The organism is Streptomyces sp. NPDC032745, from assembly GCF_055579465.1.
Genome location: NZ_JBVING010000025.1, coordinates 33,009 through 54,814 on the forward strand (window position 1 = coordinate 33,009; position 21,806 = coordinate 54,814).

Sequence of the window (21,806 nt, forward strand, 5' to 3'; positions counted from 1 at the left end):
TGAATTACGAGACGCCGGACTGCATCGGCACACGCCGCTGGAATTCGAACCTGCGCAGCCATCTGCGAATATTCGGAAGGCCCAGTGGCAGCCATCTGCTGATGGAACTATCATATTCATGGTGCTCTGCGCACGGCAGGCCAGCAACTGGGCGTCGACGTCGACCGCAGGGTCGGATTAGCACAACCTCGCGCGGTTTCGCGCCACTGAAATTCTGACTTCTGAGCCCCGTAAACGGTTCGTCTCGTCGGGCTTTCCGCGAGCCGCTGATGGCGCGGGCGCCGTCGCTCCGCGCACATCGGCCCATCTGCCGAACCGTCCAGCGGGTCGGCGGGAAGGGAGGACCAGCACGATGCCAGTGAACGAGTACAAGCCGGGGAGCGCCTTCTCCGGAGTGATCGGGCGGACCACGGACGTGTCCAGCCCGGCGTGGCCCGAGCCGCCGGGGGCGGTGCCGGGATCACCCAACGTGCTGACGATCGTGCTCGACGACACGGGTTACGGACAGCTGGGCTGCTACGGAAGTCCGATGCAGACGCCCCGCCTCGACGGTCTCGCCGCGGGCGGACTGCTGTACAACAACATGCACACGACGGCACTGTGCTCGCCGTCGCGTTCGTGCATCATCACCGGTCGCAATCACCATGCCAACGCCATGGCGGCGATCACCGAGCTGGCTACCGGCTACCCGGGTTACAACGGCAACATCCCGTTCGAGAACGGGTTCCTGTCCGAGATGCTGCTGGAGCACGGATACAGCACGTACATGCTCGGCAAGTGGCACCTGATGCCCTCGGCCCAGGAGTCACCCGCCGGACCCTACAACCGCTGGCCGCTGGGCCGCGGCTTCGAGCGGTTCTACGGTTTCCTCGGCGGCGACACCAACCAGTGGTATCCGGAGCTCGTGTACGACAACCACCAGGTCGAGCCCCCCGCCTCGCCGGAACAGGGCTACCACTTCACCCCGGACCTGACGGACAAGGCCAAGCTCTTCATCTCCGACGCCAAGCAGGTAGCCCCGGACAAGCCGTTCTTCCTCCACTTCTGCCCCGGGGCCACCCATGCGCCGCACCACGTGCCGCGGGAGTGGGCCGACCGCTACCGCGGGCAGTTCGACGACGGCTGGGACGCCTACCGCGAGGTGACGTTCGCCAACCAGAAGCGGCTCGGTGTCGTACCCGCCGATGCCGTTCTCTCACGCCACGACCCGGACGTTCCCGAATGGGAGTCCCTGTCCCCCGACGCCCGCCGTCTCGCCGCGCGCATGATGGAGGTCTTCGCCGGGTTCCTGTCCCACACCGACCACGAGATCGGGCGGCTGCTGGACTTCCTCCAGGAGATCGGCGAACTGGACAACACGCTGATCATGGTCGTCTCCGACAACGGGGCGAGCGCCGAGGGCGGCGTCACCGGGACGGCCAACGAGGCGCAGTTCTTCAACAACGCTCCCGAACCGATCGAGGAGAGCCTGAAGGCGATCGACGACCTCGGCGGTCCGACCACGTTCAACCACTACCCCTGGGGCTGGACCTGGGCGGGCAACACGCCGTTCCGGCGCTGGAAGCGGGAGACCTACCGCGGCGGCGCCAGCGACCCGTTCCTCGTACACTGGCCCGCCGGCATCAAGGCCCGAGGAGAGGTGCGCACCCAGTACGCACACCTCGTGGACATGGTGCCCACCGTGCTCGACATCCTCGGGGTCGAGCCGCCGGACACCATCAAGGGCGTCACCCAGTCCCCCCTGCACGGTGTCAGCTTCGCCCACACCTTCGACAACCCTGCCGCGCCCAGCCTCCACCGCACCCAGTACTTCGAGATGCTCGGGCACCGTGCCATCGACCACGACGGCTGGCGCGCCGTATGCCCCTGGCCGGGTCCGTCGTTCACCGAGGCGCAGCAGCCGTTCGGGACGCCCATCAGCTCGGAGAAGCTATCCGAACTGGACGCCACCGCCTGGGAGTTGTACCACATCGACGAGGACTTCGCGGAGACCCGTGATGTCTCCTCGGACCATCGTGCCAAGACCATCGAGCTGATTTCCCTGTGGTACGTGGAGGCCGGAAAGTACGGAGTGCTGCCGATCGACGGGAGCGCACTGGCGCGGATGGCAACGGAACGTCCGCAGATCAGCAAGGCACGGACCAGCTACACGTTCCGGCCCGGCACCCAGTCGCTGCCGCCCTCCGTCGCCCCCCGGGTGCTCAACCGTCCGCACAGCATCACCGCCGATGTGGAGATCCCCGCCGACGGCGCCGAAGGCGTACTGATGAGCCAGGGTTCGATGGCCGGCGGCTGGAGCTTCTACATCAAGGACGGCAAGCTGACGTACGTGCACAACTACGTCTCGCGGGCCCTCTACACGGTGTCCACGACGGATCCGGTACCTGCCGGCCGGCATGAACTGCGCTTCGAGTTCGAACCGACGGGCAAGCCCGATCTCGCCGCCGGCAAGGGCACACCGGGGCGTGCCGAGCTCTACGTCGACCGTCACCTCGTCGCAGCGGCCGAGTTCCCGGTGACCACCCCCGTCATGTTCAATCCCGGCGGGATGACCTGCGGGGCCAACCCCGGCCAGCCGGTGACCCCCGACTACCCGTCGCCCTTCCGGTTCACCGGCGAACTCCACACCGTGACCGTCGACCTGTCGGGCGAACTCATCACCGATGCGGACAGCGAGATGCGCATGCACATGGCCCGGCAGTGAACACGGAGCATGACCCCAGCCGCCCGGCCACCGCGTCCACCGCGTCCACCGGTCTCGTCCCGGCCCGACTCCGACTCCGCGTCAGGTGGTGAGCTGATAGATGCTTTTGCCCACCAGCCAGAGTCCGATGAGCAGCGAGATGGTGACGATCGTCTGATCCTGATGATCTTCCATCCAGGCCCGCAACCGGCCGAGAGTGTCCTGTGCGGCCTGCGGGGAGAAGGTCGCGTAGAGCTCCATGCCGAGCAGGGTGGCGGTGGCCAGCAGGCAGAACCCGAGCAGCGTGAGGACCGTGGCGGCCTGGGACATGTCGGCGTCGACGACGGTGGCGCAGCCCGCCGCGACCAGGCCCCACGGCTGGACGAGGACTGCCAGCCCGGCGGCGGTCCAGTACGAGACCTCGTTCAGCCGGGCGGCCCACGCCGGGGGCTTGCGGGGCCGGGTGCGGGGGCCCCGGAGCGAGCGGCGTTTGTGCTCCCCGTAGACGACCAGCCCGACGCCGATGACGAGCTTGCCCGCGAGGGCCGCTGTCGACGGGGCGCTCTTGGCCGGAGGAGGGGTGCCGCCGGTCGCGAACACCACCAGGGCCAGCACGACGACCAGGCAGGCGAGCCAGGCAAGGATGAAGACCAACCCCTTGCGTACGCCGCGATCGGCGGACAGCAGGAGGATGAACGCGGTCACGGGGATCGGTTCCAGGGTGATCGCCAGGCCGATCAGGAGAAGGTCAAGAACCATGCCGGCATCCGCTCCGAAGCCCGGCGAGGGTGTCTTCCGGCCCGTACTGGAGCGACGCCGCGGCCTCCGGCCTGTCCCAGGGGGTGACCCTTCCCACTCCTGCGGCAGCGATCACCGGTACCTCCTGTCGTCTCGCCATCCCTACCAAGGGACAACCATCCCCGCTGAACCCAGGACAGCGGTGACGCCGCGCGGCATTTCACCCGTCAAACGCCCCTCCGGGCCCAGGAAGTGATCGCGTCAATCCCGCGTGATCGGAGGGACCTCGCTTCTTTCACGGTCCCGCAGCTATCGCGATGTCGTCGTCGGGACGGCAGCTTCTTGACTCCGCACGTGGTCGGCGGGCTGGCCTTCTTCCTTCTTGTGCCGCCGGAACGGGAGCCACCAGTTGAATTGGCCAAGGAGAACCATCAAGGCCGGTACGAGAAGCAGTCGGACGACGGTGGCATCGATGAAGACTGCGACCGCGACGCTGACCCCGACGGCTTTGAGTACGACCAGTCCGGAGGCCGCGAGGGCGGACATGACGACGATGACGATGAGGGCGGAGGCGGTGAACAGACGGGCGGTGTGCCGGATCCCGCGGGCGACCGCTTCGTGTGTCGGTACGCCCTGGTCGTGCTCTTCCACGGTTCTCGCCAGCAGGAGGATCTCGTAGTCCATGGAAAGGCCGAAGGCGATGCACAGGATGAGGACAGGGGCGATCGTGTCCGTTACGCCGGTGACTTCGCTGATGCCCAGCCATGTGTGCAGGTGACCGTCCTGGAAGATCAAGACCATCACGCCGAGCGTGGCGCAGAGGCTGAGGGCGTTGGTGAGGAGTGCCTTGACGGGCAGGGCGATGCTGCGGGTGTACCAGCCGATGAGCGCCAGCGTGGTGGCGGCGATCAGGAGCAGGGCAGTGATCAGGTGGTCGGAGATGGAGTCCTGGAGGTCGGCGAGCCACGCCTGGGCTCCGCCGACGAGGGCGGGTACGGGTGAGGGTGTGGCTCGGACGGCACGTACCACGTCTGCGCCCTGCGATGTTTCGGGTCCGACGTCGGTGAGGGCTGCTACCCAGACGCCTGCCGGGGAGGTGTAGAGGTGTCCTGGGAGTGGGGGCTTGGCGCGGGCGCCTCGGAGGTAGCTGCCGGTGGCGGTTTCCACTCGGGTCACATGGGGGATGCGGCTGAGATCGCGGGCGTAAGCGTCGAGTTCGCCGGCATCGCGCGGGAGCCGGACAGTGGGGAGCACGATCTGTACGGGGTGGAGTGCTGCGCGATCGAAGTCCTGGCGGAGGGTCGTGGTCGCCCGGTGCACGGCGGCGGATGGGGGCAGGGCCCGGTCGTCGAAGGATCCGAACTTCGCGCCGATCAGCGGGAGTAGGAGGGCTCCGAGCAGCATGGTGAGCGTGAGTGCGACCGGCAGGGGCCGGCTCATGACCCTGTGGGCGAGGCGGTACCAGGCGTCAGGCGTTTCGGGGCTCGGTGCGGGCTGTCGTCGGCTGCGGGTACGCCTGGTCATGCGGGGGCCGAGGAGCAGGAGCGCGGCCGGCAGGGCGAGGAGGGAGAGGGTCATGCCGATGGCAACGGCGCAGATGCCTCCGTAGGCGATGGAACGGAGCATGCCGAGAGGGAAGACCAGAAGGGCTGCCAGGCTGGCGATGACGGTCAGGGCTGAGCAGACCACGGTGCGGCCGGCGGTACGCAGGGCCTTGAGGAGTGCGCGGCGGTGGCAGTGCGGTTCGTCGGCGAGTTCTTCCCGGTAGCGCGTGATGATGAAGAGGCTGAAGTCCACGGCCAGGGCGAAGCCCAGAGCTGCGGTGAGGTTCAGGGCGATGACGTGTACGGGTGTGAAGCGGGCCAGGACGGTCAGCACGGCGGCACCTGCCGCCACGGTGGAGCAGCCGATCAGCAGGGCCAGGGCGGCCGGGATGACGCCCGCGAAGACCAGGACGAGGACGACGGCGGTGACCGGCGCGGCGAGGAGTTCGGTGCGCAGCAGGTCGGAGCGGGCTTGGTCTTCGATGGCCAGGCCGACGGCGACGGGCCCTGCGGCTTGCACTTCGAGGGGTCCGCGGCGGCCGGTGAGTGCGTCCAGGATGGGCTGGAGGTCCTGGCGGAGGGTGTCCTCGGTGGTCGCCAGACGCAGGTGGATCAAGGCCGTACGGCCGTGGTCTCCGCGGAGCGCCGGGGAGCGCCGGGTCCAGTAGGAGTCGACGGCCACGACCTTGGCGAACTGCTGTGCCTGCTGTGTCAGGCGCCTTCCGGCGAGGTCGGCACCTGGGTCATCCACCGAGCGGGGCGCGGTCGCCACCAGTGTCACGGTCGGGCTGCCGGCGCGGAAGGCCGTGGACAGGGTGTACTCGGCGCGCACCGACTCCGAGTGGGCCGGCGCGGTACCGGCGTGCGTCAGGCGCTCGGTGCCGGAGGCAGCGGTGATCACGGCGAGGGCCAGGGCGAGGAGAGTCAGAGTGAGGACGAGAGCCGGGTGGCGCAGTACCCATCCCGCGACGGCACCCGGCCGAGATCCCTTCGGCTCGGGGAATCCGAGCGACGGCCGTGCGGGTGCGTCGCGGTCCGGCCTGTGGGGCCGGGGCCCGCCTGCGGGGTCGTTACGGCTGGTGTGAGGGGCAGGCATCGTCTCGTCTCACGCGTGGGGGCCAGGGCTCAGGCGCCTTGGGATCGGTACAGACCGGCCGCAATGTCGTAGCCGGCCTGCGAGGGCAGACTGTTTCGCCCACCCCCGCGCGCTCGTCCCCTTCTTCTCGAAGCGATACCTGCCGCCGGCCTGGTCTCAACAGCTGTTACGCCGTGAGGACGGGAGTGAATGCCTGTTCCACGGCGTCCGCCGCCGCCTTGGCGCCACCCGCCTCTTGGATCGCCTGGCGCAGCGCGTCGACGCCGCGGGCGATGTCCGGGTCGGCGGTGACGTGCTGGACCGCGTCGCGCAGCGCCTGGGGGGTGGCCTGGTCCCGGGGCAGGTGCCGGCCGAGTGAGAGGAGCTCGACCTGGAGGGCATTGGTCCGTTGTTCGGACATCTGGGGGACGACGACGAGTGGCACGCCGTGGGCCAGGGCCTCCATGACGCTGCCCATTCCGCCGTGTGTGACGAACGCCGCCGCGTGGGCGAGCACCGCGAGTTGCGGCACCCTTCGGTGGATCTCCATCGAGGACGGCACAGGTCCGAGGCTCTCGGGGTCGATGGTGGGACCGACGGACATGACGACGTGCCAGCGGCTGTCGGCGAACGCGTCCACGCACGCCTGGTAGAACTCGGGGCGGCGCGTGAACTGGGTACCGAGGGAGACCAGCAGTACGGGTCGTCCGTCCTGGGGCGGCGTCCAAGTGCCCTGGTAGGAACGGTCGGCCAGCGCGGGGCCCGCGTAGGTGACGGTACGGGCGGTGACGGTGTCGGGCTTGCGCTGGAAGGCGCGCGGCAGGAACGCCACGGCGTGCTCGGGAGCGAGAAGCAACTCCTCCAGTGTCACGTTCAGCCCGTGCGCGGCGAGCAGGGGCCTCGCCGCGTTGAGTTCCGGGACGTGGGTCAGGTCGGGGACGCCGAACATCTCGGGCAGGACGCCGTCGTAGGGCAGGTGTGAGGGTGAGAGCCGTACGGCGGGCACCTGCCAGTACGCGGCCAGGAGTCCTCCCGCGGCGGCGGACACGTCGTAGAGCACGACATCAGGGCGGTCATCGGCGAAGGCGACCGCCAGTTCGGGCAAGGCGCTCATGGCCTGGCGGAAAGAGAGGACGGCCCCGGCGGCCAGATCCTCAGGGGGCTCCACATCGGTGTCGGTAGGACTGTAGGCGACCAGGCTCGCGCCTGCCGCCTTCACCTGAGCCTCGAATTCCTCGGTCAACGCGTAGCTCACGCGGTGTCCGCGGGCCACGAGTTCGGCCACGAGTCCCAGCGTCGGGTTGACGTGCCCGGGCTGCGGCACGTTGAACACGGCGATGTGTCGGCGGCCGGCACCGGACGGCCGGGGCTCCCGTACATCGGTGGACGCAGACGATGTCATTGATTGCTCCAACTGCTGTGGTGACGGTCTGGAGAGATGCAGATCTAGCCGTATGCGGTGCGCGCGGGCGTTCAACGCGGGTGGGGCACCCTGGCCTTGGGAGGTGCTGACCCTGTGCTGTCCGCCGAAGTCGAGCGCGTGACGGGCAGGGCGGTGAAGGTACGGAGGTTGAGACCGGGAGGCCGGATGGCGGGGCCGTCGGTGCGCAGCGTCGGGAAGCGGCGCATCAACTCCGGGAGGGCTTCGGTGGCGTTGAGGCGGGCGAGGGGTGCGCCGAGGCAGTAGTGGATTCCGGCGCCGAAGGCGAGATTGCGTTGTGGGGGGCGCTGGAAGTCGAGGATGTGGGGGTCGGGGAAGTGTGCGGGGTCACGGTTGGCTGCGGCGATCAGCGCGTGGACGAGCGTGCCGGCGGGGACGGGGACGCCTGCCAGGGTGGTGTCCTGGGCCGGGACACGGACGGCGTTCTGCACGGAAGGGTCCCAGCGGGTGAGTTCCTCCACGGCCTGTGCCGCGGCCTCGGGGTGGGCGGCCAGCCAGCGCGCCTGATCGGGGTGCTGCTCCAGGGCTTGGACAGCGGTGGCGAACAGGGACGAGGTCGTCTCGACGCCGGCGCCGACGAGGAACACGATGTGCGTGGCGAGTTCGTCGCGGTCGAGCGCGTGGCCACCGGACTGCTCTCGCGCGACCCACTGGGACAGGAGGTCAGGGCCGGGGGCGTGCGCGCGCTCATCGAAGAGGGCGAGGAGGTAGCAGTGGAAATCCACACCCGCGGCCTCGGCGGCGGCGATCTGGCCGGGCGTGGCGAAGGGCTCGGTCAGAGGGGCGGTCTGGACGCTGTACCGGGCGATGAGAGACCGGTCGGCGGCAGGCAGGCCGAGGATCTCGCACATGACGGCGGTGGGCAGCGCGCGGGCGACCGTGTCGACGAAGTCGGTGCGACCGTGCTGGTCCAGTTCGGCCTCGAGGGTGTCGAGGTGGGTACGCACAAGGGCCCGGACCGTGGGCCGCAGGCATTCCAGCGCGGCGGGCGTGAAGGGCCCCGACAGCAGACGGCGCACCGGACCGTGCCAGGGAGGGTTGAGCCGTGGGAGGGTGAGCATGACCTTCGAGGTCACAAGGCCGGTATCGAGGCCGCGTGCGGCACGCCACTGCTGGTCGGGCACGTGCCAGTTACGGTCGGTGAGGATCTGCAGGCATTCGCTGTAGCCGGTGACCAGCAGGGCGTGCGGGCCAAGGCCGGCGACGGGCCCGGCGCTGCGGATCTCCTCGAAGAGCGGAAACGGGTTGTCTCGGCCCAGGCGGGATTGGAGTCGGCGGATGACGCCGATCGGCGCGGGCGGCGCGGCCGCTGGGGCGGTGATGTCGGCCATGGGCGGCGGCTCCTGTTCCGTGGGATCTACGCGGCTCGGAAGGCCAGGACGACGTTGTGACCACCGAAGCCGAAGGAGTTGGACAACGCGGCCGTGACGGTCTTGTGCAAGGCGGTCTTCGCCACGAGGTTGAGGTCCAGGCTGGGATCGGGACTGTCAAGGTTGGCCGTGGGAGGGATCGTCGACTGCTGGATGGCCAGCACGGTCAGTGCCGCCTCGACGGCGCCGGCCGCGCCGAGCAGGTGTCCGAGCACCCCCTTGGTTGAGGTGACGTGCGGTCCATGGGGCAGCAGGTGGCTGATGGTGTCGGCTTCGACCTGGTCGTTCAGAACGGTCGAGGTGCCGTGGGCGTTGACGTGGTCGATGTCCTGGCTGACGAGTCCGGCGTCCCGCAGAGCGGCCTGCAAGGCCTGTCGTGCGCCCACACCCTCGGGGTGCGGTGCCGTGGGGTGGTGGGCGTCATTGGCTGAGCCGCAGCCGGCCAGCATGGCGCGGGGGCGCCGGCCGCGGGCCGCCGCGTGCTCTGCCCGCTCCAGTACCAGCACCGCCGCGCCCTCGGCCATCACGAACCCGTCCCGGTCTGCGTCGAAGGGCCTGGAGGCAGTGGCCGGGTCCGCACACCGGCGCGAGAGCGCCCCCAGGTTCGCGAACGCGGCGAGCGTCAACGGGGTGATCGCGGCCTCCGTTCCGCCCGCGATCACGACGTCGCACTGACCGGATGCGAGGAGGTCGCGGGCGGCCGCGATAGCGGTCGCGCCGGATGCACAGGCCGTCGACACCGCAAAGCTAGGGCCCTGTGCCTTGCAGGCCAGGGCGATTTCGCAAGCCGCCGAGTTCGGTGTCATCTTCGGGATCAGCACCGAGGAGACGCTTTGCGGACCCTGCGCCAAGAGCCTGGCGTGCTGCACCTCCCAGGTGGCGACGCCTCCCATGCCGCAGCCGATCACCACGCCGACGCGGGTCGCGTCCCAGTCCGCGGCGCTCAGTGCGGCATCCGCCAGCGCTTCGTGCGCGGCCACGACAGCGAACAGGGCGAAGCGGTCCAGACGGTAGAGGTTGCGTCGCCCCACCACGCCGGTGTCGAACGCGGCTGCCGAGGCGGCGAAGTCCACCGGCATGCCTGCCAGCGCGGGGTTCGTGGCCGCAGCGGTGGAGCCTCCCTCGCAGACCCTGCGCCATGTCGTGTCCACGCCCGCCCCGGCCGGGGTGACCATGCCCAGGCCGGTCACGGCGATGTCCGTCCCGCTCAACGGACTGCCGTCACAGCGGAGATCCTCTTGCCGTCGATCAGTGCGGCCAACTCGCCCAGCGTGGAGCCCTTCCCCACCTCTTGACTGGTAACCGTGACGTGAAACTCCTCCTGGACCATGACGGCGAGTTCGGCCACAGCAAGCGAATCCAGCTCCAAGTCGTTCAATGAGGCATCGGCAGCGATCAGCTCCTGCTCGACCTGGAACGTCTCCTGCAAGATGCCGACCAGCGCTTCGTAGACCCCGCCCGCCATGGAATTCCTTCCCTCCACCAGTGCCGGCCCCGAAGCCGGCCGCCTTGTGATCCCGTTACCGATCAAGATCCGTTCGCCGTGATCAACGAGCCGCTCACAAAGGAGAAACGCTCCTCACAAGGCCGTTTCGACTGTTCTGCGATCGGCGCGGGGAGGAAGACCGCTCCGGCCGCCGTATCTCCCGGCAGGGGCGAACCATGACCGTGGCGGGACCGATGTGGTCTTCACCCGTTCGTACGAACGCAAGCCCTCCGCCCCCGCCTCCACTGCTAGAAAGGGGCCATCACGCTGGCAACACCCCGTGCGGCCCGGGCCGCCTCAAGCGCAGCCCGACCACGTCCACTTGCTCGTGCGAGCGGCGCTCTCGCGCCTTCCAGGCTCCTGGCTCGGCAGACAGCTCGTCGAGTGGCCGCACGGTCCCACCTCGCCAGCACCACGATGCAGTAGAGGAGCGGACAGCCCGATGGAGCAAAACGGGGCCAGCACACGCACGATCCGCAGGGGGAGCATCGACTTCCATGTCGAGACGCGGGCGAGCCCTTCACCGCGCATCTCCCCCATCCTGGCCGTCCGGGCGCTCGCCGAACGCGAGGCCGTCACAGAGCCCCAGGCCAAGGCGCTCCTGCCACTGGCGGACATCGTGTCCGTGCACATCGGCGGCATCTCGACCGCCGGCACGTTGCCCCCGGAATCCTGCCTGAGTGATGTCGCAGACGGACTGGCAGCGGTCCTGGACGAACTCGCTCTGCCCCAGGTCAACGTCTGCGCCATCTCGCACGGAGGGGAAATCGCTTACCACCTCGCCGCGCGGCATCCCGAACGCATGGAGCGTGTCGTCCTCACCGGCGCCACCGGACACCCCCCGACCCTCCCCCGGGGCACGAACCCCGCGGGCCTTCTCGCCCTGCTGAGAGGCCCCGCACGAAACGAGGTGGCCGACGAGATCATCTCCGCGCTGCTGTGTCTCGACCCGAGCCGGCGAGTACGCGGCCGCGAGGTCATGCGCCGGGTACTCACTGACTCCCTCACTTCGGCCGACGACAGCGCCGTCGTCTTGTGGAGGCAATGCTTCGAACTTTTGTGCAACGTGTCCCGGCCTGTTGGCCTGTCGGCTCCCCTGCTGGCGGTCACCGGCGAGCACGACATCGCCACCCGACCTGCCACCTGCCGGGCGCTGGCCGCCCTCTCCTCCCAAGCCGTGTTCGCCAGCATCAAGGAAGCCGACCACTGGGTCTTCCTCTCCCGCGCCCGCGAACATCTCGACCTCACCCGCAGGTTCCTCCTCAACGAATCCCTTGAGGATCTGCCCTACCTCGCCGAACTCGAACACTTCACGCGCCGCCCCAAGGCGACAGTCCCTCGACCTGCCACGCCTCAGCAACACACCCTCCACACGTAGGGGAAAGCGCCACCATCGTGTACCTCGCGGCCGTCGCGCCGGGGGTGACGGGGGCACGGCGAGGACCATCGGCCGCCGGACCGGGCCTGGATGCCTTCCACGAGGGCGCCCAGGCCCCACACGCAGCACGTCGAGCAGGCCGTCATCGACTGGGAAGACTAGGGCGTGGCGCCCCAGGGCCTGGACGCCGCAAGGCCGTAGGGCAACGCGCTGGCCGTCGCGACGCTCGATGGCCGCTTCCACCAGGAGCGGCGTGCAGACTTGGAGAGCCGGGACCGCAAGCTGACGGCTTGTACTCGCGGTGGGGCACAGCAGCAGCCCACAGGAGTTCACGAACGCGAACGCATCAGTCCACGGCTTCGGGGTCCTCGATCAGCTCCGAGCCCAGGACTCGACCGTGCTCGTCGAAGTGCCCCACGGCCAGGACCCTGTCGTCGAACAACCACCAGTCGTTCCCGCCCACGGGAATGACGAGGCCGGCTGGGCCTGTTGGCCGCATCCGAAGAACAGCGCCGCCCCAGCCGGGGAGGCTGTCGGCGTGACGCCTGCGCGTGCGGGTTGAGCTGGACAGCGAAGGGCCGCCACCGGATGTGATGGCGGCCCTTCCCTGCCGTCCCCGTGAGTGAGCGCCGTTGCCGACCGCGGCAGCGGGCCGATAGGGAGGGTTCAGGCCGACTGCTACTTCAGGATGTTCTGGAACTCGTTGAAGTCCAGTACGCGGTCGCGGTTCTCGTCCGCTTCCATGGCAGCCTTGACCTTGTCCCTGAGCTGTCCGGTGTAACCCTCGCGCTTGAAGTGGTTGGCGAGTTCGACGATGTTGATCTGTCCGTCGCCGTCGGTGTCGATCTGCTCGAACAGTTCCATGGTCTCGGTCTCAGTCATGGCTACCTCTCGATTCGCAGGAACCCCAAAGATCGATTGGGTCACCAGACACAGTGGCAGATTTGCCGTCGAACTGCCTGAATCTGTCACCCGGTTGGTCGCAGGGATTTCAGCTGAAGTGCGAGCTCGTCATGATCGCTTTACGTGACCACTTGACTACGCCTGCCTACCAGAGGGGGCTGGATGCTCCAGCGGCGGCTCCAGCGGGTTGCCCTTTCGGAAGGCATGGGCGGGGCAGGCGCGCACGAGCGAGCCGCCCTGTCGCGAATTTGAGGAGGCGTCACATGGCGAAGGCCGCATATCAGACCGCGTCCTACCGCTACGCGCGCGCACACTGACTGCCCCAGCGATGCGGACTACGTCACCAACGTGATCACCAGCGCCCGAAGCTGGCCGGCGCGATGCTCGTCGGGTCCGCCGACGAGGGCGAGATGCCGCAGACCAGGGAGCACCTCAAACTGGCCCGGGAGTCCGGCCTCTCGTACATCGTGGTCGCATCCAGCGGCCGGGTGACGCCCTGGCGGGCGGCCGTCAGCGATGAGGGGGTTCGGGTCGTTGGCGGTTCGGCGCTGCGCGGCCCCAGAACCGGGAGCCTCTGGTGAAACACCCCCTCGCTACGCTCCGTACAACCTGGCGCGCCCAGCCGAGGGAGCCGATCCCGGCCTCTCCTCTACTGCCTGAAGCCATCGAGTGACCTGACGAACCATCACCAAAGTCAGCATTGGGTCAGCGTTGGTCCTGTCAAAGCTGACCCCAGCTGGTCATACCTGGGAAACATCGAGAGCCCGGAGAGGAGCTCCCGGGGTCTCTGGCCCTCCGCCCGCCGGAACGGTCTCCGCACGGGATGTGGCCTCTCCTCGGCTGGTCTCGGCTGGCCGACCCACTTCAGAAAGGTGCAGGTCAGCGCACCCTTCCACGCGCCTTCAGGGGCACCGGCGGGAGTGCCGGGGCAGGGATCGGGGGGCCGTCGTAGCCCTTTACCTCGCCGTAGCGGGTGCCCTCCATCCAGTCCTGGCGGAACTCCTCGATGTCCGCCTGGCTGCGCCCGATCCAGTTCCAGAACATCACGATCTCCTCCTCGAACGGCTCGCCGCCCAGCAGCATCAGGCCGGCGTCCGAGGCCGCGCGCAGGGGGAGTTCCGTGCGGCCGCAGCCGAGGTAGAGCATCGAGCCCGGGAGGACCGGGACGTCGTCCACGTGGGCTTCGCCCGACATCGACAGGACCGCGTACTCGAAGTCCGGGTTCAGCGGGAGCCGGGTCTGCGTGCCCGCCGCGAGGGCGAGGTCAGCGCCGACGATCGGGCTGTACGCCGTGCCAGGCGAGGTCGCCGTGTCCAGGGTGCCCAGGATGACCGTGGCGGTCAGGCCCGGGGCGGTCACGTGCGGGAGCTCCGCGTGGTGCTGGAAATGGGGTTCCACATGGCGGTGGGCCTCCGGGAGGGCCACCCACAGCTGGGCGCCGTGCAGGAGGCGGCCGTGCGAGCGGGGGCTCTCCTCGGAGTGGCTGATGCCGCGGCCCGAGGTCATCAGGCCGAGCTCGCGCGGGCGGATCGTTTCGAGGCTGCCCACGCTGTCCCGGTGCAGCACCTCGCCGTCGTGCAGCCAGCTCACGGTCTGGAGTCCGGAGTGCGGGTGCGGGGCGACCTGCATGCCGGGCTCGCCGGCGATGTCGTCCGGGCCGTAGTGGTCGACGAAGCACCAGGCGCCCACCATGCGGCGTCCCAGGTTGGGCAGGAGTCGGCGGACCTCGGTGGATTCCCCGAGCTTGACCGTGCGCGGGCTGAGGAGCTCGCGGACGGGTTCGGCCACGACGAATCCGCGGCCGCCGCAGGCGGAGAGAGCGGGCTGGCGATCGAGATTGCTCATACCGCACAACTTAGTACCGCCACCAGCGCCGCGTTCGGTGGAATGTCCGGCTGCTGTCACGTGTTGGAGGGGGCGGATGGACCACCTGAACGGCGGAAGGGACCCGATGAACGCGCCGACGACGTATTTCGAGCACGGGACAGCAGCCGAGCGCTGGGACCGGGCCCGGCTCTTCTTCGATGCGAAGGAGTACACGACGGCCGCAAACATCCTGGTCGCACTGGCCGACGAGGCCCCCGAGCAGCTGGCGCCCCGGCTGCTGCTCGCCCGCGCCTACTACCACTCCGCCCAGCTCTCGCGCGCCGAGCACGAGCTCCGCGCCATCCTGGAGCGCTGGCCCGTGGAGGACTACGCCCAGCTGATGCTCGGCCGGACGCTGGAGCGCCAGGGCCGGGCCACCGAAGCCCGCCCCTACCTGCGGATGGCCGCCGCCATGGCCGGCGACTTCCCCGAGTAGCGCAGCCACCGGCCCCGTACGTGCGGAGCCGGGCGGCCCCTCGGTTAGCCTGGGGGCACGATGAACCGTCTGACCACGCCTTTCGGCTCCTACGAGCTCACCCGCTTCCCCGAAGACCCGCGCGACCAGCTCCGCGCCTGGGACGCCGCCGACGAGTACCTGCTGCGCCACCTCGAGTCCGGTACGGGGGAACACGGCCCGGTCGACCTGGCCGGTGCCGGGCAGATCACCATCCTCGGGGACCGCTGGGGGGCGCTGACGACGGCGCTGGCCGCGTACCACCCGACGCAGATCACCGACTCCTACCTCGCCCGGGCCGGCACCGCGGCGAACCTCGACCGCGCCGGGATCGGCACCGCAAAGACCACGGTGCGGCTGCTGACCACGCAGGACGCGCCGCCCGATCGGATCGACGTACTCCTCGTCCGGGTGCCGAAGAGCCTGGCGCTGCTCGAGGACCAGCTGTACCGGCTGGCCCCGCACGTGCACGCGGGCACCGTCATCGTGGGCACGGGCATGGTCAAGGAGATCCACACCTCCACGCTGAAGCTCTTCGAACGGATCCTGGGCCCGACGAAGACCTCGCTCGCCGAGAAGAAGGCCCGCCTGATCTTCTGCACGCCCGGCGCCACGTCGACGCGGGCCGTCGACCCTTGGCCGGTGACGTACACGCTGGACGCGGAAGCGGGCTCGGGCTCCGGCCTGACCGCCGTCAACCACGCCGGGATCTTCTGCGCGGACCGGCTCGACGTCGGCACCCGCTTCTTCCTCCAGAGCATCCCGAACAACACGAACGGCGCCCGGGTCGTGGACCTCGGCTGCGGCAACGGCATCGTCGGCACGGCGGTCGCGGTCGCGGACCCCGCCGCGGAGATCGTGTTCACGGACGAGTCGTACCAGGCGGTCGCCTCGGCGAAGGCCACGTTCCGCGCCAACGTCCAGCGCGAGCGCGAGCGGGCCGACTTCCTCGTCGGCGACGGCGTGTCCATGCTGGACCCGGCCTCGGTCGACCTCGTGCTGTGCAACCCGCCGTTCCACTCCCATCAGGCGACCACGGACGCGACGGCGCTGCGCATGTTCGCGCAGTCGCGCAAGGTGCTGCGTCCGGGCGGTGAGCTGTGGGTGATCGCCAACCGCCACATGGGGTACCACACGCATCTGCGGCGCCTCTTCGGCAACAGCGAAGTCGTCGCGAGCGAGCCGAAGTTCGTCGTGCTGCGGGCGGTCAAGCAGGAGATGCGGCCGCGCCCCATGTGACCTGCTGGTATACCCGTCGGTACAACCTGCGGTACGTCCTACACTCGGCCGCGTGAGCAGCCTGGTGCGACAAGACGACACGGACGACGGTACGGACGACCGTGCGGGCGGCGGTCCGGGCAGCGGTGCGGACGACCGTGCGGGCCGCGGTCCGGGCGGCGAGCGCTACCGCCGCGAGGACCTGGCCCGCGCGGCCGGCGTCAAAGTGCGCAACCTGCGCTACTACCAGGAGCGCGGGCTGCTCCCGGCGCCGCGCCGCGAGGGCCGCATCGCCTGGTACTCCGCGGACCACCTGACCCGGCTGCGGCTGATCAGCGACCTGCTGGGGCGCGGGTACACCGTCAACGGCATCGCCGAACTGCTGCACGCCTGGGAGGCGGGCGGCGGACTGTCCCAACTCCTGGGCCTGGAGCGGGCGATGACCGGGGACTGGGGCCAGGAGGAGCCGGTCACCATGACCCTGGCCGAACTGCGCGAGCTGTTCGGCCCGTCCGCGACGGCACAGGACACCAGGCGGGCCGCCGAGCTGGGTTACGTACGGATCGAGGGCGACCGGGTCACGCACCGGAGCCGGCGGCTGCTGGAGGCGACGCTCACGCTCGTACGGCAGGGCGTGCCGCTGGCCGAGATCCTCGATGCGGGGGACTTCGTACAGACACAGGCGGCCGCGCTCGCCGACCGGTTCGTCGGACTGTTCCGGCGGCATGTGATCGGCCCGGACGGGCTGGAGCAGCTTTCGGCCAGCCAACTGGATCACATCTCGGACGCGGCGGCTGCGCTGCGTCCGGTGGCGGGCGAGGTCGTGGCCGCGGAGTTCGCCCGGGCCATGGCCCGGCGGGTGCAGGCGGAGGTCTCCGAACTGCTGCGCAAGGACGCGGAAGAAGCAGTAACCGATCAGTAGGAGTCGGCCGAAAAGGCGCGGTCGAACAACCTTGCCAACCCCCATTGGCACTCTTACATTCAACTCGTCGGTAACAACGGTGCACAGCCGAAATAAGGGACGATCTCATGGCAGATTCCCCCAACTTATCGGATTCCTCCGCCCCGCCCGGCAGAGACGACGAGGGAGGCGGCCGCGTCCGCTGGCGCCGTTTCGCCGTCCTGACCGTCCCCGCCATCGCCGTGACCGCGGGCCTCGGCATCGCACTCGCGCAGGGCGCGCTCGCCGCCTCCTTCGCCGTGTCGGGCCAGCAGTTCAAGGTGTCGGCGACGAGCCTGGAGGGCGAGGGCTTCGCCCAGTACGGCAGCATCGACGTCAACGCCCGCGAGGAGCTCATCCCGGTGGCGGTCACCGCCATCAAGGAGGCCAAGCTCCACAGCCTCTGCCAGTCGGTGGTGACCACGCTCCCGGTCGTCGGTGACATCTCGCTCAACCTCACCGCGGGCAAGAAGACCCCCGTCGAGGCCAGCAACCTGTTCGTCGACGCCACCCAGCTCTCCGGCAACGCCGTCTTCACCAACATCGAGATCGGCCGCGACGCCTCGACCCTCGACAAGGGACCGGCGGAAGCCGTGGGCATGCAGGACCTGTTCGCCCAGCAGGCGGACACCGTCAGCATCACCGATCTGCAGCAGACGGCCTGGGCCACGAACGCGGGCACCTTCAAGCTCTCCGGGCTCAGCATGAACATCAGCAAGGGCAAGAAGGAATGCTTCTGAGCCGCTGGCGGCGGTGGCGGCGGGGCAGGCCGTTCTGGGGAGGGCTCTTCGCCATCCTCGCCGGGGCCGAGATCTGTGCCCTGCCGCTGGCACCGCTGAAGGTGATGCTCCAGCAGGGCATAGCGGGGATCCCGTCCGTCCTGATGGGCATCGTCATGATCGTGCTCGGCCTCACCGCCTGGTTCTCGCCCGCACAGCGCAGCCTCGCCGGTGTCCTCACCACGCTCATCGCGACCGCCGCGCTCGTCCTGTCGAACCTCGGCGGGTTCCTGATCGGCACCCTGCTCGGGATCCTCGGCGGCGGGCTGATGTTCGCCTGGCAGCCGCACGCCGCGCCGCGCCACTCGCCCGAAGAACACTCCCCCGAACCGCAGTCCCCCGCACCCCCGCAGTCCCCCACCCCAACCGGCACCACTGCGCACCCCGATCCCCAAGGAGCACAGCCATGAGCCGCACGCGTACCGCGCTCGCCCTCGGGTTGGCCGCCGCCGGAGCGCTGTCGGTGGCCTCGGTCACCGCCACAGCCGCGCCCTCACCCCTGGCCGGATCGACCACCGTCACCCCGGCCGGACACTCCTTCAAGGCCACCCTCAGCGGGAAGGCCACCCTCAAGGCCGGTTCGGTCACGGTGACTTGTACGGTCTCCGTGTCCACCGGCACGGTTCCGGCCGCCCCCGGGAACCAGAACCCCGCCGGGCCCGTCTCGTCGCCGATCTCGCCGCCGACGTACAGCTCCTGCACGTCCAGCGTCTGGGGTGTGACCCCGACGGTCACCACCAGCGGTTCCTGGTCGGTGTCGATGCAGGACGGCTCCCCTATCACCGCCACCATGACCGTTCCGGTCGGCGGGCTCGTCGTTCAGACCTCCGGCCTGGCCACCTGTACGGTGACCGCGGCCCCCTCCGCCCCGGCGAACGTCGGGGGGACCTGGGTGAACGGCGCCCCGCCGAGCCTGACCTTCGCCAACGCCTCCGTGCCGGTCACGGTGACCGGCGGGTTCGGCTGCCCGACCAGCGCGACCTCGTCCGTCTTCAACGCCGTGTACAAGGTCACCGACACGACCGACCCTGCGCAGCAGATCACCGTCGGCCCCTGACGGGCGGCGGCGGCCCGGGTACGAGGAGGCCCGCTGGCCCGGAGCGATCCGGGGCCGGCGGGCCTTTCGCACGACACGGCCTACGGGGCCTCAGCGGTGCGCCGGGAACTCCACCACCTGCTGGTACGTGGGCCGGTTCTGCCAGTTGATCTGCGGATGGCTCAGCCCGCCCACCGGACGCTGCACGATCGCGTCCGCGCACCACTGGTTGCCGGCCGCGCAGGTCCCGTCGGCCGGGTAGACGGCCGACGGGGTGGCGGCGGCCGCCTGCCTGAGCGTGGCCGCCACGGCGTCACGGCACGCGGACAGCGAGCCACCGCCGCAGTACGCCCGGGCCAGCGGACCGGCGACCGGGCGTCCGAGCACCGTGCGCAGGTCCTTGTCCACGTAGCTCCACCAGCCGTACTGGAACGCCGACCCGGCATGCGAACCGGTGGGCCCGTGGCCCGCGTTGGGCGCTTCGTCGACGGTGAGGGAGGCGCGCAGGGCGTCGTAGAGCGGGGCGCCGAGGCCCGGTTCGAATTCGGCCTCGACCAGTAGCGGCCACCAGGCGTCCATGATCCGGATGGCGTCGGCGTGCGCGTACGTCTTCGAGCCCTGCACGGTCTCCTTGCGCCGGGTGCCGGCTGCCTGCCAGGCGGCGAGCTTGTCGACCGCGGCCGCCACCGCCGGATCGGTGACCGGAGCGCTGCGCAGCACGGCGAGCAGCTCGGGCAGCAGGTTCTCGGCCCGCAGGTCGGTGAGGGCCGCCTCGGCCATGGCCTGGGTGAGCGTTGCCCGGGTCACCCCGCCGGCCGCGACGAGCGGTTTGACGCGGCGGTCGAGGAGGTCACCGCGGTGCACGGAGCCCATGCCGAAGCCGGCCGCGCTGTAGTCCTCGGCCTGCTTGTTGTTCCAACTGATGTAGTAGTCCTGCCCGATGGACTGCGGGTGCTCGGCGGGCGGCGTGTAGGCGGCGGTGTTGGCCGCCGGGTCGAAGCCCTGCCACTCGTACTGCTGCCGGGCGTACACGGGCAGCGCAGCGTCGACTCCGCCCGGGCGGACCGGGTTCAACCCGCTGTTGTAGTAAGCCGCTTCGCGCGAGTCGGCGTAGAACCAGTTGAAGGCGTAGCCGATGTGCTGGGCGGCCTGCTGGAACGTACGGGCGTCCTTGACGTACGAGGGGTCGTTCAGCATCTGGAAGCCGATGATCGAGTCGGCCTCGTGGCGGTACGTGGAGCGCAGCGCGGTGTAGGCCACGGGCTTGCCGGCGACGGTGGCGCGGTGGGTGACGATTCCGTAGTTCGTCCGCCAGACCTGCATCCGGTACGAGCCGTTCGGCGTCGGGTCGGCCACCGAGGCCTTCCAGGCGTTGGTGCGCTCCAGCTTCTCCATCGGGGTGCAGGTGCCGCGGTAGAGGTACGAGGCGCTGGCCGTGGTCGGGGCGCCGCCGCCCGGCTCGCACAGCTCGACGGCGAAGGTGTCGGTGATGTCCTGCCCGGCGGAGGTGGCGCTCCAGGCGTAGTCCTGGCCGCGGCCGAGCTGGACGTACATGCTGACGCCGGCGAAGGAGGCGCCGCGGGCGCTGATGCCGGGGCCCTGGAGCTCCTGGAGCATGAGGAGTTGGGGCGCGAGGTAGCCGGTCTGCGGTCCGAAGACGGCGACGGGATGGCCGCTCGCGGTCTTCGCCCCCGAGACGAGCAGGGCGTTGGACATGCTCTGCCTGACCGGCTTCGGCGGGTCGGCGGCGGCCGGCGCGGCCGCGGCGCCCGTACGGTCGTGGACCAGCTGCTCGGCGACGACCGATCCGGGGTCCGGGAGCGCGGTGCCCTGCGGGCTCGCGGGCTTCTGCGCGTACGGGAAGCTCGTCCCGTCGTGGACGGTGAGCACGGCCTCGGGGTCGTTGCGCTCGCGGAAGGACTCCCAGACCCGGGTGCCCTCCTCGAGGCCGTACTTCTGCTGCGCGGAGAGCAGGGAGAGCGCGGCCTGCACCTCGCCGCCGCCACCGCCGCCGAACAGGCCGCCGACGACGGAGGCGAGGGCGATCAGGTCGGTGACCTTGAAGGGCTGGATCTCACCGGCGTTGGTGATCGAGTCGATGTGGCCGGTGAGGACGTACTCGCCGGGGAAGTAGCGGCCGTTCTTGGACTGGATGCGGTAGGCGTTGATCCCGTCGACGTACGCCTGCGCGTCCTCCATCGCGAGGCGGCCGCGGTCGCCCTCGGTGGTGCGGATCCGGTCCACCTGGGCCTGGAGGTCGGCCTCGGTGTACGGGGCCTGCGGCCAGAACTGCTGCTCCAGGCCCTGGTTGGCGAGGGCTCCACCGGCGAACGGGGTCAGGTCTCCGCGGCCGACGTGGCGGAAGAGGTCCATCTGCCAGAGCCGGTCCTGGGCGGCGGCGAAGCCCGCGCCGAAGGAAGTCCCGTAGCGGGTGGTGCCCTTGATGTGGGGGACGCCGGTCTTCTTGTCGCGGGTGATGGTGACGTCGGAGCGCGGGCTGGAGGTCGATTCGACCTGGTCGGCGGGGACGCCGAAGGAGGCGTCGTTGAAGAAGTCGTTGACCTTGGCGTCGGTGAGGCCGGGATATCCGGCCACCAGCGAGTCGTAGCGGGCCAGTTGGTCGGAGGCGTGGGCGGGCATCGTGCCGAACGCCTTGTGCAGGAGGATCTGGGCGAGGGTCGCGTTGCCGTTCTGTCCGGGCGGCAGGATGTCCGCGCACCGGCCGCCGCAGTGGTCGGCGACGGGGAGCGGCACGGGCATGTCGGCGCTGGCGGCGGCCGCCGCGGGTGCGAGCGGGGAGAGCAGGGCGGCCCCGAGGGCGACCACCCCGGCGGCGACGGCAGTTCTCAGGCGAGCGGTGGGACGTCGCATACGTGCTCCTCCGTGGGGGGCAGG

General features: G+C 69.9%; 19 protein-coding genes. 9 read left to right on the top strand and 10 right to left on the bottom strand.

The window, feature by feature from the left end:
- Positions 1 to 352: 352 nt before the first annotated feature.
- Positions 353 to 2,704 carry an arylsulfatase gene (locus ACZ5WG_RS38985; RefSeq protein ID WP_468729395.1) on the top strand — a complete coding sequence of 784 codons (2,352 nt, stop codon included), beginning with the start codon at positions 353 to 355 and terminating at the stop codon, positions 2,702 to 2,704.
- A gap of 81 nt (positions 2,705 to 2,785) precedes the next feature.
- On the opposite strand, the gene ACZ5WG_RS38990 is transcribed toward ACZ5WG_RS38985, so the two are convergent.
- The 6 genes from ACZ5WG_RS38990 to ACZ5WG_RS39015 form a co-directional block, all read right to left on the bottom strand.
- Positions 2,786 to 3,442, bottom strand: a complete 657-nt coding sequence (locus ACZ5WG_RS38990) for a GAP family protein (RefSeq protein WP_468729396.1) — start codon at positions 3,440 to 3,442, stop codon at positions 2,786 to 2,788.
- Between the two features lie 288 nt (positions 3,443 to 3,730).
- Positions 3,731 to 5,866, bottom strand: a complete 2,136-nt coding sequence (locus tag ACZ5WG_RS38995; protein ID WP_468729397.1) for an MMPL family transporter — start codon at positions 5,864 to 5,866, stop codon at positions 3,731 to 3,733.
- A 361-nt stretch (positions 5,867 to 6,227) separates the two neighbouring features.
- Positions 6,228 to 7,442 carry a macrolide family glycosyltransferase gene (locus ACZ5WG_RS39000; protein WP_468729398.1) on the bottom strand — a complete coding sequence of 405 codons (1,215 nt, stop codon included), beginning with the start codon at positions 7,440 to 7,442 and terminating at the stop codon, positions 6,228 to 6,230.
- Positions 7,443 to 7,513: 71 nt separating this feature from the next.
- Positions 7,514 to 8,812, bottom strand: a complete 1,299-nt coding sequence (locus ACZ5WG_RS39005) for a cytochrome P450 (protein ID WP_468729399.1) — start codon at positions 8,810 to 8,812, stop codon at positions 7,514 to 7,516.
- 26 nt (positions 8,813 to 8,838) lie between these two features.
- Complete coding sequence (locus ACZ5WG_RS39010) at positions 8,839 to 10,062, bottom strand: beta-ketoacyl-[acyl-carrier-protein] synthase family protein (RefSeq protein ID WP_468729400.1); 1,224 nt, start codon at positions 10,060 to 10,062, stop codon at positions 8,839 to 8,841.
- Entirely contained in the window at positions 10,059 to 10,316 is a 258-nt protein-coding gene (locus ACZ5WG_RS39015; protein WP_468729401.1) for an acyl carrier protein, read from the bottom strand. The genes ACZ5WG_RS39010 and ACZ5WG_RS39015 overlap by 4 nt, the downstream gene beginning before the upstream one ends.
- Before the next feature lie 463 nt (positions 10,317 to 10,779).
- Between ACZ5WG_RS39015 and ACZ5WG_RS39020 the strand changes: the two genes are divergently transcribed.
- Positions 10,780 to 11,715 carry an alpha/beta fold hydrolase gene (locus ACZ5WG_RS39020; RefSeq protein WP_468729402.1) on the top strand — a complete coding sequence of 312 codons (936 nt, stop codon included), beginning with the start codon at positions 10,780 to 10,782 and terminating at the stop codon, positions 11,713 to 11,715.
- Between the two features lie 346 nt (positions 11,716 to 12,061).
- Here ACZ5WG_RS39020 and ACZ5WG_RS39025 read toward each other — a convergent pair whose 3' ends face one another.
- Together ACZ5WG_RS39025 and ACZ5WG_RS39030 are read right to left on the bottom strand one after the other, a co-directional pair.
- Complete coding sequence (locus ACZ5WG_RS39025; protein ID WP_468729403.1) at positions 12,062 to 12,214, bottom strand: DUF6879 family protein; 153 nt, start codon at positions 12,212 to 12,214, stop codon at positions 12,062 to 12,064.
- A 179-nt stretch (positions 12,215 to 12,393) separates the two neighbouring features.
- The gene (locus ACZ5WG_RS39030) at positions 12,394 to 12,597 is read right to left on the bottom strand and encodes an EF-hand domain-containing protein (protein WP_468729404.1); all 204 of its coding nucleotides are present in this window, start codon (positions 12,595 to 12,597) and stop codon (positions 12,394 to 12,396) included.
- 401 nt (positions 12,598 to 12,998) lie between these two features.
- Between ACZ5WG_RS39030 and ACZ5WG_RS39035 the strand changes: the two genes are divergently transcribed.
- Entirely contained in the window at positions 12,999 to 13,199 is a 201-nt protein-coding gene (locus tag ACZ5WG_RS39035) for a hypothetical protein (RefSeq protein WP_468729405.1), read from the top strand.
- Between the two features lie 298 nt (positions 13,200 to 13,497).
- Here ACZ5WG_RS39035 and ACZ5WG_RS39040 read toward each other — a convergent pair whose 3' ends face one another.
- Positions 13,498 to 14,463: a pirin family protein gene (locus ACZ5WG_RS39040; RefSeq protein ID WP_468729406.1), complete on the bottom strand. Its 966-nt coding sequence runs from the start codon at positions 14,461 to 14,463 to the stop codon at positions 13,498 to 13,500.
- Positions 14,464 to 14,539: 76 nt separating this feature from the next.
- Here ACZ5WG_RS39040 and ACZ5WG_RS39045 point away from each other — a divergent pair, with 76 nt between their 5' ends.
- The 6 genes from ACZ5WG_RS39045 (at position 14,540) to ACZ5WG_RS39070 (ending at position 18,932) form a co-directional block, all read left to right on the top strand.
- Positions 14,540 to 14,920, top strand: a complete 381-nt coding sequence (locus ACZ5WG_RS39045; RefSeq protein WP_468729407.1) for a tetratricopeptide repeat protein — start codon at positions 14,540 to 14,542, stop codon at positions 14,918 to 14,920.
- Positions 14,921 to 14,980: 60 nt separating this feature from the next.
- Complete coding sequence (locus ACZ5WG_RS39050) at positions 14,981 to 16,177, top strand: methyltransferase (RefSeq protein ID WP_468729408.1); 1,197 nt, start codon at positions 14,981 to 14,983, stop codon at positions 16,175 to 16,177.
- A gap of 52 nt (positions 16,178 to 16,229) precedes the next feature.
- Complete coding sequence (locus ACZ5WG_RS39055; protein ID WP_468729409.1) at positions 16,230 to 17,078, top strand: MerR family transcriptional regulator; 849 nt, start codon at positions 16,230 to 16,232, stop codon at positions 17,076 to 17,078.
- A gap of 107 nt (positions 17,079 to 17,185) precedes the next feature.
- Positions 17,186 to 17,836, top strand: coding sequence for a DUF6230 family protein (locus ACZ5WG_RS39060; protein ID WP_468729410.1), 651 nt, complete (start codon positions 17,186 to 17,188; stop codon positions 17,834 to 17,836).
- Entirely contained in the window at positions 17,827 to 18,285 is a 459-nt protein-coding gene (locus ACZ5WG_RS39065) for a DUF6114 domain-containing protein (RefSeq protein ID WP_468729411.1), read from the top strand. The genes ACZ5WG_RS39060 and ACZ5WG_RS39065 overlap by 10 nt, the downstream gene beginning before the upstream one ends.
- A complete protein-coding gene (locus tag ACZ5WG_RS39070; protein WP_468729412.1) occupies positions 18,282 to 18,932 on the top strand; it encodes a hypothetical protein in 651 nt (216 codons plus the stop codon). The genes ACZ5WG_RS39065 and ACZ5WG_RS39070 overlap by 4 nt, the downstream gene beginning before the upstream one ends.
- Positions 18,933 to 19,022: 90 nt before the next feature.
- Here ACZ5WG_RS39070 and ACZ5WG_RS39075 read toward each other — a convergent pair whose 3' ends face one another.
- The gene (locus ACZ5WG_RS39075) at positions 19,023 to 21,782 is read right to left on the bottom strand and encodes a penicillin acylase family protein (RefSeq protein ID WP_468729413.1); all 2,760 of its coding nucleotides are present in this window, start codon (positions 21,780 to 21,782) and stop codon (positions 19,023 to 19,025) included.
- Positions 21,783 to 21,806 lie beyond the last annotated feature (24 nt).